Source organism: Actinoallomurus iriomotensis (assembly GCF_030269445.1).
GTDB lineage: Bacteria > Actinomycetota > Actinomycetes > Streptosporangiales > Streptosporangiaceae > Actinoallomurus > Actinoallomurus iriomotensis.
The window spans coordinates 205,198-218,432 of the sequence record NZ_BSTJ01000009.1 but is presented as its reverse complement, the minus strand read 5'-3'; the positions used below and the strand labels follow the sequence as shown (position 1 = coordinate 218,432).

14 protein-coding genes are annotated in these 13,235 nt (G+C 68.1%); 9 read left to right on the top strand and 5 right to left on the bottom strand.

The genetic code is table 11. The features are described from left to right. Nucleotides 1-55: 55 nt before the first annotated feature. Complete coding sequence (locus QSK37_RS33390; protein ID WP_285629280.1) at nucleotides 56-907, bottom strand: hypothetical protein; 852 nt, start codon at nucleotides 905-907, stop codon at nucleotides 56-58. Between the two features lie 186 nt (nucleotides 908-1,093). Between QSK37_RS33390 and QSK37_RS33385 the strand changes: the two genes are divergently transcribed. Next, nucleotides 1,094-1,894: an Imm49 family immunity protein gene (locus QSK37_RS33385; protein ID WP_285629278.1), complete on the top strand. Its 801-nt coding sequence runs from the start codon at nucleotides 1,094-1,096 to the stop codon at nucleotides 1,892-1,894. A gap of 47 nt (nucleotides 1,895-1,941) precedes the next feature. Here QSK37_RS33385 and QSK37_RS33380 read toward each other — a convergent pair whose 3' ends face one another. Together QSK37_RS33380 and QSK37_RS33375 are read right to left on the bottom strand one after the other, a co-directional pair. Beyond that, nucleotides 1,942-2,721 (bottom strand): hypothetical protein, encoded by a 780-nt coding sequence (locus QSK37_RS33380; RefSeq protein ID WP_285629276.1) that lies wholly within the window; start codon nucleotides 2,719-2,721, stop codon nucleotides 1,942-1,944. Further along, nucleotides 2,718-3,620, bottom strand: a complete 903-nt coding sequence (locus QSK37_RS33375; protein ID WP_285629274.1) for a hypothetical protein — start codon at nucleotides 3,618-3,620, stop codon at nucleotides 2,718-2,720. The genes QSK37_RS33380 and QSK37_RS33375 overlap by 4 nt, the downstream gene beginning before the upstream one ends. Before the next feature lie 160 nt (nucleotides 3,621-3,780). Between QSK37_RS33375 and QSK37_RS33370 the strand changes: the two genes are divergently transcribed. After that, nucleotides 3,781-4,296 carry a hypothetical protein gene (locus tag QSK37_RS33370; RefSeq protein WP_285629271.1) on the top strand — a complete coding sequence of 172 codons (516 nt, stop codon included), beginning with the start codon at nucleotides 3,781-3,783 and terminating at the stop codon, nucleotides 4,294-4,296. Nucleotides 4,297-4,305: 9 nt separating this feature from the next. Then, entirely contained in the window at nucleotides 4,306-5,019 is a 714-nt protein-coding gene (locus QSK37_RS33365) for an HAD family hydrolase (protein WP_285629269.1), read from the top strand. A gap of 3 nt (nucleotides 5,020-5,022) precedes the next feature. Here QSK37_RS33365 and QSK37_RS33360 read toward each other — a convergent pair whose 3' ends face one another. After that, nucleotides 5,023-7,503 (bottom strand): ATP-binding protein, encoded by a 2,481-nt coding sequence (locus QSK37_RS33360; RefSeq protein WP_285629267.1) that lies wholly within the window; start codon nucleotides 7,501-7,503, stop codon nucleotides 5,023-5,025. A 132-nt stretch (nucleotides 7,504-7,635) separates the two neighbouring features. Between QSK37_RS33360 and QSK37_RS33355 the strand changes: the two genes are divergently transcribed. From QSK37_RS33355 to QSK37_RS33335, 5 genes are all read left to right on the top strand, one after another. Next, a complete protein-coding gene (locus QSK37_RS33355) occupies nucleotides 7,636-8,400 on the top strand; it encodes a hypothetical protein (protein ID WP_285629265.1) in 765 nt (254 codons plus the stop codon). Between the two features lie 5 nt (nucleotides 8,401-8,405). Then, a complete protein-coding gene (locus tag QSK37_RS33350; protein ID WP_285629263.1) occupies nucleotides 8,406-9,359 on the top strand; it encodes an alpha/beta fold hydrolase in 954 nt (317 codons plus the stop codon). A gap of 96 nt (nucleotides 9,360-9,455) precedes the next feature. Further along, nucleotides 9,456-10,283 (top strand): SCO4651 family lipoprotein, encoded by an 828-nt coding sequence (locus QSK37_RS33345; protein ID WP_285629261.1) that lies wholly within the window; start codon nucleotides 9,456-9,458, stop codon nucleotides 10,281-10,283. A 44-nt stretch (nucleotides 10,284-10,327) separates the two neighbouring features. Then, nucleotides 10,328-10,777 (top strand): hypothetical protein, encoded by a 450-nt coding sequence (locus tag QSK37_RS33340; protein ID WP_285629259.1) that lies wholly within the window; start codon nucleotides 10,328-10,330, stop codon nucleotides 10,775-10,777. Between the two features lie 61 nt (nucleotides 10,778-10,838). Next, a complete protein-coding gene (locus tag QSK37_RS33335) occupies nucleotides 10,839-11,387 on the top strand; it encodes a hypothetical protein (protein ID WP_285629257.1) in 549 nt (182 codons plus the stop codon). Nucleotides 11,388-11,468: 81 nt separating this feature from the next. Here the strand turns inward: QSK37_RS33335 and QSK37_RS33330 are convergent, their stop codons facing one another. After that, the gene (locus QSK37_RS33330) at nucleotides 11,469-12,641 is read right to left on the bottom strand and encodes an ROK family transcriptional regulator (RefSeq protein WP_285629255.1); all 1,173 of its coding nucleotides are present in this window, start codon (nucleotides 12,639-12,641) and stop codon (nucleotides 11,469-11,471) included. A 97-nt stretch (nucleotides 12,642-12,738) separates the two neighbouring features. Here QSK37_RS33330 and QSK37_RS33325 point away from each other — a divergent pair, with 97 nt between their 5' ends. Continuing rightward, nucleotides 12,739-13,221, top strand: coding sequence for a hypothetical protein (locus QSK37_RS33325; RefSeq protein WP_285629252.1), 483 nt, complete (start codon nucleotides 12,739-12,741; stop codon nucleotides 13,219-13,221). Nucleotides 13,222-13,235: the final 14 nt, after the last annotated feature.

Here is a 13,235-nt window from a genome sequence, read left to right as displayed (position 1 = left end):
TAAAGCACGTTCAGGATGTCCGGGTCGCTTCTTCGCATGCAAGGCGTTCGACGCGTTACTGCCGGTGGAACACCACCGGGTGTCCGAAGTCGGCGGAGCAGGCGAGAAGTCCCCCGGGGCCGACGTCGATCAGCATTCCGGTCGGCGTGTAGACCTGGTCGTACTCCGGGGTTCCGTAGTCCGGTTGACCGTCCTCGACCGCACACCACCGCCCGTCGCCCTCGCCGTTGTCGAGTTGCAGGAACAGGACGGTCGGCGCGTCGCAGACGACGCATTTCAGCCCGCTCGGCACCGACCCGTGGATGGCGGTTCCGCCGATCTTGAAGCCGGGAGCGGTCGAGAGCTGTTCGTACTGGTCCTTGTCCTGATCCCACGCCTGCACGCGGTCCCTGAGGTCTTCGGGGAGATCCCAGATCCAGGGGTACTCGATCACTCGTTCCGGATGCAGGACGCACGGACGCGGAATGTAGGTCTCATAGAACCCCGGGAGCTCGTCCTCCAGATCCGGGACGGGCGGCTCCTGGAGGATCTCGGTCACCTCGGCGGCGCGCCGCCAGACCAGCCGGCAGGGGACGTCCTCGGCACCGCCGTGGTAACCGACGCACCACAGGATCTGGAGCAGATCCGTCCCGTCCGGAAAGGTGATCTCCGGGAAGTCCGCGGCGGTCAGCTGAACCAGGGCGACCATCGGAGATCCCGGGTCTTCGAGATACAGGTCGCAGTCCGCGGTCTCGCAGTGCGGCCACGCCTCCGAGGCCGGCCACGCCAGCGGGCCGCCGATATGACTGTCCCGAGGACCGGGACTGCCGGGCCGGGGGTGCAGCCGAACCGTCGTACGCGCATAGGCGCCCAGGCCTGGAATGACCTGAGCGAGGTCCACCGAGGGGGCGGCAGTGGTACGGGTCATTGGATCATTGTCGCCCGAGGACCTTCACCGCGGGCCTCGACGGCTCGGTCGAACTCAGCGACGTCGCGGACGGGTACGTCGTCGCGGACGCGGTGCGGTTCATCCGCCGGAGCCGACCGCCTGGCGTCGGTTGGAACATTTTCGAACTACGGCCCCCCGTCCGGCCACTGCGCTTGGATCACTCGTATGAGCCGATCCACGCAGGACGCGGGCGCGGGCACCGTAGCCGATCTGTACGCGAGAGTGGAGCGGGCAGCCGCGGCCGCCGACCGGACGGGGGCCGTGGGTCTGCCGCCGCTCACCGACGCGTTGCTGGACTACCTCGACGGTCTGTCCGCGCAGGACCCCACCCTCGACCATCCGCACGCGCGTCCCGCCGTACGGACGGCGACGCGGACGACCCACAAGTACTTCACCGCCTGCCTTCCGCACATCTCCCCCGGGCAGTGCGAGCTCCCGTTGCTGAACATGTCGGTGGGCGTCAGCCCCGACGAGACCCTCGGCGGACCCTTCCCGCACGACTGGGTGCAGGCGTTCGAGCTGGCGTTGGTCTGCCGCAGCTACGTCGACGCGGACGCCCTGCACCGGCAGCGCTTCGTTCTTCAGCGCCAGGACGCGGGCACCGATCTCATGCTCGCGTACACCGCGGCGCTGGTCGCCCTGTGGAAACGCAAGCAGTGGCCACGCAACCGCAAGCTGAGGACGGAGGTGAAGGCCGACCTGCAGTCGGCGCTGGAGGTCCTGTCCGGCGCACCGGCCGATTCCGCCTGGACGCCCCGGGTGCGGGTGCTCGGGCAGCTGGCCGCGGGGAAGAACGCCGATGGCGAGCTGGCCGCCGCGGTGACGTCGCACGCCGAGAGCGGGGGCCGGCGCATCGCCTGGGACCTCCTCGCCCTCGCGTCCCTGGCGGAGGACCTGGGCCTGCCCATGGAGTCGGAGTCGGATTTCCTGCCCCGGCACCTGCGAGTCTGGCCCGCGGACCGCTGAGAAGCGCCAGGACGGCGGCACTCAGCCGGAGATGAACCTGTTCAGGTTCATGCGGAGACGACCCAGTTATTGAATCTGCGTCCGTCATCGACAGTTCCCTTAAGATCACGATCCTGCTCGTTGTCGGCGTCATTCACCTTGGCTCGCTTCATCGCCGCTGCGACCGACGCGGAATCCGCCATGGAGCGAATGCGAAGCACTGCCGTCGCCCCGAGCGAGGAGGACTCCCAGATATCACGCGTTTGGACGAATCCGTAATATTGGACGCCTTTCACGTTCACCCGCACCGGCCGAAAGTCGACCGGATCAAGGGAACAGAAACCGGTGCGTATCACGTCCTGGTAGAGAGACTGAGAGACGATGAGCGCAAGATCACGGTCCTGTTGTTCGGTCAACAGCCGACGCAGTGGCGTGGCGCCCAGAAGCCGGCTTACGCAGATCGGTGCGTCACCCGCCGGCCCGAAGGGTCCAGGCGTGAGAGTTCCATGATGCATCGCCATCCGAAGGCGCAGGCGCGCGTTCCCGTCTCGATATCGGTTGAACTCGCCGAGGGCCACCTCAATCCGACGCGTGAAATCTCCCACCACGACAGAGACGTCGACGTCCTCGGGAAGAACGATCAACTCGCCGTCGCCACTCACCTGCTCGTACCAGTCGCGCTGGTCAAGGCCGACATCCTGCGCCGCTTCGTGGAGGATGGCACGCAGTGCCATCTGTACGCGTAGCTGCTCCCGAGAGGGCTTCGCGGTGTACTTCTCGACATCGACCGCCAGGACAAGGCGGTACATCAGTCGAACGTCGCCAAAGCCATTCGAGTAGGACGTCACGCCGGCCTCCCTTCCCCGGAGACGTCTCCATTGCCAGAGACGGAGCGACCTTGAACACGCTGACGATGCCGCCTCAGCCTGCCCTCTGCCGCCTTCGCGGTGATCCCGGCCAGCATTGACGCCGCATCGTGGGAATACCCCATTGCTCTCCAGGCGACTACTTCTCTAAGCCGATTATCAGATATATCTACCAGTGCACGCAATGCCTCATCGTGCATTACCGCCCCCGACTCAGGGTCACTCAACTTACTAACCGAGTTGGAGTCGAACTCCAATCCGAAGAGCACGTCACGCCGGTGACGGCGGCACCAGGTGCGGAACAGTGATGGGAATTGCCCTACGCAGGCGTTGACGAAATATGTCGTCAACGCCGCTCCGCCTTCAGCCGTCCATCGGCGGTCCTCGAACACGCGGCGATTGAAAATCGACACGGCTTCGCCGGCCATGTCGACGGCGAACTCCTCGCGTTCACGTTCACTGAGCTCGGATATATACGTCCGGAACGACTCAATCGGGCGCCCGAGGCGCCAGCACCTCGACGTTATCTCGCCGGTGGCGATCAAATGTTTCAGAATAGGAATCGCGTACTCGACCAGCGCGTTCTCTAGGTCCCGATGGAGCTGGCACTGCAGCCCCTGCGCAAGGATCGCCTCCACCAGACGCTGGTCGCCCCGCAGCCGCGCCGCCCGGTCGTCGGCCGAACACCGCTCATCGGAAGCCAGGGCGGCCTCGGCCTTGGCGACGAGTTCATCGGCATGGATGGCGTCATCGCAGCTGAGGTCTCCCTCGTCGGGACCTCGCGGTCGTCCCATAGGCGAATCCTCTCTCGGAAGCTTGAAATATTTCTCCACCTCCCTGTAGACGGCCCGGCCCAACACGCCCTCGCAGCGGACAGCCACTCTTTTGTGACGCTGAAGTCAGGTGCCCTGTGAGCAGGCAAGACGGCCTCACCTTTCGGTGTCGCCATCCTGCGCCGTGGGGATGATGCGGTTCCGTACCTAGAGATGACATCAGGCACTTCTTTTGTAGGGCGATTGCCTCACTAGTCCGGAGTCAGCCATGTCCGTCCCCAAGGTCCAGCGCCGGCCAGGTCGTAGCGACCCCACCGTGAAGACAAGCCCGGCCGCCAACGGGGTCTCGATTCCCGCCGCCTCCCATCGCCGGAAACTCGCCGAGCGGCTGATCGCGGGACGACGGATGATGGCTGGTGGCCTGCTCGTCACATTGCCGGGCGTGTCGGAGGTCGCCTTCTACATCGCCGACCGCTCGACGGCATCGTCTCTGCTCATACCCGTCCTCCTGACGTCCTCCTCGATCACCACCGCAGTCGTCTTGATGTACCGCTCCCGGCAGGAGACAAGGCGTAAGGAGATCGAGTGGCATCGAACGAACGTACTGGCGGATGCGCTGGCGGCCTGCATCGGCGACGTGCATCTCTTCGCGGCGGACTTGTCCTGCGACGAGAGCCTGGCCGAGGCGGAACGCGTGCGCGACAGCGCCCGCCATCTCGTCGACGGCTCAGGAGTGGCCCTCCTGTCGCAATTGGCGGCCGAGACCGCGGACGAGGACACGTGAGGACCGGCGATGGCATCAGGAGTGCAGGCGGTCCTGTTCGATCTGGACGGGACCTTGATCGACCACGACGGCGCCGCAGAGGTCGCGCTCGTCGAGACTCTTCTGGCGACGCCCGGCGTGCGTCGTGTGGACGACGCGCATCTGCGGTGGCGGCATCTCGAGGAACTGGCGATGGACCGCTACCTGGCCGGGGAGCTCACCTTCACCGAACAGCGACGCCTGCGGGTCACCTCGCTCGCCGCCGAACTCGGCCTGGGCACCTGGGACGACCGGCGGGCCGACGCCTGGTTCGCCGGGTATCTGCGCCGCTACGAAGCCGCCTGGCGGATCTACCCCGACGTCAGGCCGGCGCTTCACGCGCTCGCCGAGCGGAATCCTGACCTGCGGCTGGGCGTCCTGACCAACGGCGATGCCGGCCAGCAGCGCGAGAAGCTCCGTCACGTCGGGCTCGCGGACGAGCTGCCGGACGTCATCGCCTCCAGCGAGGTCGGCGCCGCCAAACCCAGTGCGGAGATCTTCCATGCGGGCTGTGCGCGGCTCCGCCTCGCGCCGCACGAGGTGGCCTACGTCGGGGACCGGCTCCGTACCGACGCCATCGCGGCCACCGACGCCGGGCTGTACGGCATCTGGCTGAACCGCGGCGACGACCCCGCCCCCACGGGGGCGCCGGTCATCCGGACCCTCGGCGACCTCCCCGCTCACCTGGCCGGGCTCGCCGGGTAAGGGTCAGGCCTGGTCGTCGAGGGACCATGCCTCCCGGAAACGCCGCACCGTTTCGCGTGAGCTCTCGGGGGAGAGCGTCAGCTCTCGTCTGGCGCCGGCGAGTTGCTCGTACGAGCCCGCGTCGGTGGGAGAGCCGCCGGCCTTCGCCTTGTTCAGGTTGAAGGTCAGGTCCGCGAACGCGTCGATGATCGTCACGGAGAAATAGGTGAACGCGGAGAGTTCCATGAGCGCTCGGCGGGCGGCCTTCAGCGGATCCGCCTCGGTCAGGGCGGAGTCGGTCTCCGGCGCGGCCCGGTCGGCGTCGAGGCTCGCCAGCCGGCGCATCAGCGCGGCGGACTCGCTGATCGCCACGGACGGCTCGGTTCGCATCGCGGTCAGCAGGTTTCGCAGCTGGTCGAACGTGACGCCCCACGGCGCCTCGGGAGCCAGCTGCGCGATCATGTTGCGCGTGGCCGTGACCACTTCGATCAGGCCTTCCTTGACCAGGGCGCGCGTCAGATCCTCCAGGCGAGGGTAGTCCGACGTCGCGCGCATCTCCTCGTTGAGCTCGACGAGACGCCTGGTGATCCTTATCAGCTCCCGCGGAACCCCTCCCGACAGAGCGTGCGCGAGGTAGACGAACGCGTCCGTGAAACCCGGAACCCGGCGAAGGAGCAGGTTCTTCGACTCTTCGAGAGTCAGCGGATCCACGATGACGACGTCGTCGAACGCGTTCTCGAACACCGAGCGCTCCGAAACGACGCGGCGAGCGAACGTGGATCCGACGTCTTCGGCGACAGAGACGAGGAAGAAGCAGTTCTCGATGCCGAAGATCGCCTTGATCTCGCTGATGAACCGCTCGGCATGCTCGGTGGAGCCGATCCGGTCGATCTCGTCTATCCCGATCAGAACGCGCCGACCGGATTCCTTCTCGTCCTGGGCCACCTGGGTCATGAACCTGCGCATCTGGCCGACCAGCTCGGGAAGCGCCCAGGGCACGTGCTTGACGGACGCGCCCCGGTTCAGGGACAGGCTGCCGCCGAGCAGCGCGGGCAGCCCCGCGTTGGCACCCCAGGTGACCGTCCGCTCCGCCTGGAGGCGAAAGAGGTTCTCTCGTGCCTTGACCACCAGAGACGGCTCCCTGTGCCACCGCCAGCGACGCGTTCCGGGCCAGATGATCGAGACCAGGATGATGCCCAGAATCTGCGTCAGGCCGCGGTGCGCGGCCCACCAGTGGCCGGCGAAGGCGATGACGGAGTCGTACCACCCATCGACATGCGCGTGATCGAACCTGACGACGGCCGGGCGCACGTCCTCGACCACCGACCAGATCAGCAGGGCGAGAAGGCCCAGAGCCAGGGCCGAGCGCAGAGCCGCCGACGAGACCTCTCGTACGACGCGGGCCACGCGCCTGCGGGCGACGAAACGCTTCTTCAGCGGATCGTCGTAGGTATGGCCCTGATAGGTGAGGTAGTCCTCGGACAAGCGTTGGAAGAGGTCGATGAGAAAGTCGCGCGGGACGTATTCCGCCGGCGCCGACACGTACACCGCGAATTCACCGCCGCTGCCTTCGGGAGGCGCGCAGAACATCCGCAGCAGCGTGGACTTCCCCACTCCGCGCGGGCCGGAAAGGGCTATGCTGCCGCCGTCATAGCGCGCCAGAGTTCCCCTGATCCGCTGCTCGGATCTCGTCGACACGGTGAGCGCGGGGTCGTGAAGTCTCCTGAGCCCTTCGGAATCCTCTTCCACCAGGAGCCTGTCGTGATCCTTGCCCAACGTCGTGTTGATGGACAAAATGATCTGCGGTACGACGATGTCCTCGGTGGTGCCGTCGATCCATTCCCTCCTGAGCTGTTCTTCGCGAAAGTCATGGAGCATGCGGAGAGCGACCAGCAGGGGGAGGGCGAACACCTGCCAGAGCGCCAGCCGCCTCAGTTCGTCGGCCAGGTGAACGCCCGCCGCGACGCCGACCAGGCAGCAGAACACGCTTGTCGCGGGGTTCCACTCCAGGCCCGCGAGATAGTGCGGGCCCACCGCCAGCGAGATCCCCACGGCGGCCACGGCTCCGGCGACCACACGGGAACGGGCGAACAGCAGGCCTGCGGCGGCGAGGATGAGGGCGCTCACCAGCGTCACCGACAGGCGCCGGAAACCGTCCTCGCCGAACGCCTCCATGGCCGAAAAGAAGAGCGCGAGAGGCAGCGCTGCCGCCAGCGCACCGGTCCTGGCGTCCAGCGAGTGATCCAGAACGAAACGAACGGCTTCCCGGAAGGCATTCCGGTCGTCGCGTTCGACGTTGTACATGTGATGAACAGCGGTCGAGCGCGCCTGGTCGAAAGCGTCACCCTCGGCAAGAGCGGTGCTCACTTCCGAGGAGTCCACCAGGCCCAGTTCGAGGTAACGGGACACCCGTCGATCCGCGAAACACTTCTTCACATGCGCCTTGAAGTACATGCGGTCCGCGCGCTCGTTACGGCGCTGATACGACAGTGTCCGGCTGTCCACGCGGGACCACGTTACCGGCCCGCACTACGCGGATCGGCGTAGCCGGAAAGCCGCCCCTCGGCCGACGCCGGCCGTTCCGCGCTGCCGAATGATGGCCGGGAACAGCGAAATGCCGAGGTCCGAGGAGGTGCCGTGCGGGACGTGCTCGCCGGGGCTTGGAGCCGTGGCCGCCGCTTCGAGCGTTTCTGTTATGGCCTCGCTGCGGTCCTCGCCTGCGCGGGGCTGTTCCACCTGGCGGTCTTCGCGGTCGACGGCGGCCCCTGGTACGGCCCGGTGTCCTGGCGCAAGCCGGCCACCTTCGGGCTGTCCTTCGGCCTGACGCTGGCCGCGGTCACGTGGGTGACCAGGTACCTGCCGATCGGCGAACGTGGTCGCGCACTGCTGCTGGGCGTCTTCGCGGCCGACTGTGTCGTGGAGGTCGGCGGTATCACGCTGCAGGCGTGGCGGCACGTGCCCTCTCACCTGAACCGCGAGACCCCGTTCGACTCGGCGGTCTCGACGGTGCTCGCGGCCGGGGGCGGGGTGCTCATCGTGGTCCTGGGCGTCCTGGCCGTGTCCGCCTTCCGGCCGAACCCGAAGCTCCCGGCCAGTACGCGGCTGGGCCTGCGGGCCGGATTCGTGAGCCTGATGATCGGCCTGGCCACCGGCGCGGCGATGATCGCCCGGGGCGCGGCCGAGGTCGGTGCCGGCCGACAGCAGCAGGCGTACCACGACCTCGGTTTCCTCAAGCCCGTCCACGGCGTGAGCCTGCACGGGATCCTGGTCCTGCCCGCGCTGGCCTGGCTGTCGTCCCGTACCGCCTGGGACGAGGCCCGCCGTACCCGGGTCGTGGCGATCGCGGCCGGCGGGTACGGCCTGGCCATCGCCGTGGCCCTGGCCTACTCCCTGCTCCGGTGAGAGCCATGAGGACCATCTGGAAGCCCGCGGCGCCGGGTAGGCGATGGGTACGCCGCCTGCTCATCGCCACATCGGCGATGGCCGTCGTCGCGACGCTGTTCTCGCTCGTCTACAACGCCGCGACCGCCGGCCGGTCCCGCGAACCGGCGGGCCTGCGGTTCGTCACCGCGGACGGCATCCGCACCCGGTACCGGCAGTGGGGCGGCGGCGGGCCGCCCGTCGTCCTGGTCCACGGCTTCGCCGAGTCGGCCGACACCTTCGATCCACTCGGCCGGGCGCTCGTCGCGCACCGCCGGGTGTACGCGCTCGACCTGACCGGCTGGGGCTACAGCCGGCGGCGAGGACCGTACGACGCCGACCACCAGGCCGCGCAGGTACTGGGCTTCCTCGACGCGCTGCACCTGGATCACGTCACGCTCGTCGGGCATTCCACCGGCGCGGCCGTGGTCGCCGCCGCGACGCTACGGTCGCCGGGCCGCGTCTCGCGGCTGGTGTTCCTCGACGGAGACGGGCTAAACACCGGTGCCGGCGCGGGCGCCACCGGACTCCAGGCCGCGCTGCCGCCCCCGTACCGCACGACCCTGCTCCGGCTCGCCCTCCGTTCGGACTGGCTGATCCGCCGGATCTACGAGTCCAACTGCGGTCCCGGCTGCCCTCACCTCGACCGCGCGGGCGTGGACCAGTGGCGCCGCCCCTTCCAGGTCGCGGGCGCCGAGAACGGGATCTGGCAGATGACGGGCATCGTCGGCCTGCCCGCCGCCCGTGTCGCCGCGCTCGCCGGTGTCCCGATCTCCAAGGCGGTGGTCTTCGGCGCCGCCGACGACGTGTTCGCCGGGTCCGCGCCGTACGAGACGGCGAGACGAATCGGCGCCCCCGCGCCGATCCTCATCCCGGGCGCCCGCCACCTGTCCTTCATCTCCGACCCTTGCCAGGTCGCCACCGCGATCACCGCAGAGTGATCCTCCGGCGAGGTCGTCACGTAATCGGGCAGACCTCGCGGCGCGTCCTGATATTGGCGACGACGTCGTCGTCGTGAAGCGGAGGAAGTCGCTGTGATGACGATGGCCGGTCGGTACGCGGCGGGGCTCGCGCTGATGATGTCGCTGGCGGGGTGCGTCGGGAACTCGGGCATGCCTTCGGCCGACGGCACGAGTGGTTCGCCCCGTACGGCTGCGGAGGCGTTGGACCAGGCGGTGAAACGGCTCGGCTCCGTGACGTCCTACCAGGCGTCGGTCTCCTTCTCCACGGTCGTGGGCGGTAAGAGCAGTCACCTGTCCAGCGAGGTGACCAGCCGGTCGAAGGACCACGCCCTGCAGTACGACGTCCCTTTCAACAACACCGAGGCGGGTGACCCGGAATCAAGCGTGGTCCTCCTCGGGGACAAGCTGTACATCAAGAACTCGATGCTGATCGAGGTCATCCACAAGTCCTGGGTCAGCCTCTCGCTGAGCGCGCTGAACTCGTCCGACACCGACGTCATGGCTCTGCTGGCCCAGGTCCGCCAGCCGGACCCGGTGCTGCACGCCAAGATGTTCACCACCTCCAAGGACGTGCACACGGTCGGCCGGGAGACGATGGGCGGGAAGCCCACCACCCGCTACCAGGGCACATTCGCCCTCGGCGAGGCACTGACCAAGCTGGGCCCCGCCGAACGCACCGAGGCGCAAGCGGTCTACAAAACGTTCGGCACCACCCCGTACTTCGAGGTCTGGATCGACGACCAGCGTCTGATCCGCAAGATCAACCTGGTCGACCGGCGCGGCACGAAGCGGCGGCTGAACGCCACCATGAACTACTCCACCTTCGACACCCCGGTCGAGATCACGCCCCCTGCTCCGAACGACGTGAAGAACCTCACCACCCCTGCCGGAATCCCGGTCTGAAACTGATCCGTGCCTCGTCCTCCGTTAAGAGGTACGTTCGGGCCGTGACGCGCTTCTCGCAGGCCGTGGGCTGGCTGGCGCTGCTCGTCTTCGTGCCTCCCGCCGTCGGGTACGTGGTGGTGCTGCTCGTGTCCCGCCCGCGACCCCCGGTGGCGTTCGCCTCCTGGTACGGCGTCTTGGTGCTGGTGTGGTTCCTGGCCGCGCTCCCGGTCGTGGCGCTGCTGTGGGTGATACCGCCGCTGCCGCGCGCCCTCGTCGCCGCCGTGGTGGTCTATCTGGTCCTGCTGGTGGTGCCGCTGGCCTCCGGGCCGGCGCGATACCCGCTGCACGTCATCCGCTGCGGCCACCTGCCGGTGGTGGGCACGACCTTCGCCGCCGGCTACACCTACAGGGCGCCGGACAGCCCGGCGTACGCGGTGACGCCTCTCGACGACCGATTCTTCTGTTCCCGCGAGGAGGCCACGGCCGCGGGCTTCCACGAGTCAACGAGCTGACCACGGCCGACGCGAGCCCACAGCCGGCTCGGCTGCAACCGGCCAGAAGGAGGTCGCCTCTATGGACCTACCTGCCGACCTGCAGGAACGTCTGGATCGTCTCCATGCCGCCGTCACTCTCGACCAGGACCTCTCGGACGTCTTCTTGGCCAAGCTGTTTCCCGGCGAGCCCGTCTGGATCGCCTGCGGCCTTCTCGTCGCCGGGATCGAAACTCCGGCCGTCATCGCCCTCGCCTGCGAATCACCGACCCGGCTCGTCGTGCGGGAAGGCCGACCGCTCGTCCAACGGCTCTTGAGCGAACTCGCGCTCGACGCCATGGGCGTCCACCAGGCAGGCTGGATCACCGCCCGAGAAATCGCCCGGCAGATCGAGACCGGAACGCTCGACGAGGCGGACGGCGGCCACCTCCTGCTGGGCCTGTGGGAGACATGCCATGAACCAGACGAGATGAGACCGCTCCGCGGCCTCCTGGACGCCTGGGAGAACACACCGTTCCAACACCGTGACCGTGAGCGGTTCGGCCTGGCGCTGCGTCGGCTCTCCCGAGCCGTCATCCGGGGCGCCCCTGCCCGGCTTCAACGATGCCGACGGCCGACCGGTGATGGATGATGGCCCCCGGCGTCCGGCCTTACGGGGTGGAACCGCTGAAGGGGTGGCGTTCTGGCTAACGTGGCGACTGTCGCGTAACACTCACGGCTCGCCGAAGAACACGCGCTCGCGTGCCTGGTCGACGGCGACCAGCAGAGCGCCGCGTACCACCGGTCGGTCCGGGATCGTGCTCGCCGTCACGCGGGGCCGTGCCAGGCACATGCCGGCGACGGCACGCTGGACGCGGCCGGCGAGTTCGTCGCCTCCGGCGAAACCGACGTGGCTGCCCAGCACGACGAGTTCCGGGTCGAGAACGGTGCAGATGGAGGCGACCCCCAGAGCGATCCGCCGGGCCAGCTCGTCGAGGAATTCCACCGCCGCACTCCGCACGGCGGCCGCCACGCTCTTCGCGGCGGTCTCGGCCGCGATCTGGTGGCGTTCGGCGAGTTCTTGCACCGCCGGTGCGCCGACCAGGGCCTGGAAGGCGGCAGCCACCTCATAACGACCGCGATCAAAGCCTCCGCTGCCCAGGTCCGAGCCGGGAACGGGCATCGCGCCGAGTTCGCCCGCCGCGCCCGCGGTCCCTCGTAGCAGCTGATCGCCCACCATGAAGGCCGATCCAGGCCCCCGTCCGATCCAGACCAGGACGAAGTCGCGTGCGTCCTTGGCGACCCCCAGCGCGCGCTCGGCCATCGCGGCGAGGTTGACGTCGTTGTCGATCGTGACGGGCAGCGGCACGTTCCGGCGGATCTCCTCGATCGCGTCTCCGTCCCACGCGGGCATCTCGTAGCAGAAGCGGATACGGCTCGTAGCAGGTTCGATGACGGCGGGAAGGGCGATCACGCACGCCTGGACCCGCGCCATGTCGGTCTGCGCGGCCCGTACGAGGTGCGCCACGATCGCGTGCACCGCGTCGGCCGGTTCCGCCGTGGCATCGGTCGGGACCGTCGTCTCCGCCAGCACCCGCCCCGTGATGTCGGCGAGAACGGCGGCCGTCGTGTCGGGGTAGACCTCGATCGCGATCACCTGGCCGGACGCGGGGTTGAGCCCGTACAGGGCCGCGTTGGGCCCGGGCCCTCCCTCCTGCGCGCCGACCCTGACGACCAGGCCCCGCTCCTCCAGCCGGGCCAGGACATGGTTGGCCGTCACCTTCGACAGCCCCGTCATCTCGCTCACCTGCGACCGGGTCAGCGCTCCCGACGAGGCCAGCAGCTCCAGCGCAGCGCGATCGTTCAGCTCACGTAACAGCTGCGGACGCCCGGGACTTGCGGTCATATGGCCAATCATGCCCACAAGGCATCCCCCAGTGAAGCCGAACGAGGACGGGTCTGCTCCTCTTGGCCTGGAACGTCGGCGCGCGTACGTTCGGGCCATGGTGAGGTTCGCACAGGCCGTGGGCTGGCTGGGGCTGTTAGTCTTCGCGCTTCCCGCGCTCGGGTACCTGACGGTGTTACTCGTGGCGCGCCCGCGGCCTCCGCTGACCTTCGCGGTCTTCTATGTGCCCTTCGTCGTGCTGTGGTTTCTGGTCGCGCTCCCCATCATGGCGCTGCTCTGGGTGCTACCGCCGTTCCCTCGCGCCGTCGTCGCCGCCGTGGTCGTCTATCTGGTCGCCCTGGTGACGCCGTTGGCCTTCGGGCTGGCGCGGTATCCCCTGTACGTCATCCGCTGCGGCCGCCTGCCGGTGGTGGCTTCGACCTTCGCCGGCGCCAACAGCTACACGCCCCCGAGCAATTCGAAATACGTAGTGTCGCCATTCGAAGATCATTTCTTCTGCTCCTGTGCGCAGGCCGAGGCCGCGGGGTTCGACGAATTCCCGATCGGCCGGAACCGGTGCCGCGGGGACAGCACCCCGTGATGCCCCCGCGGCCG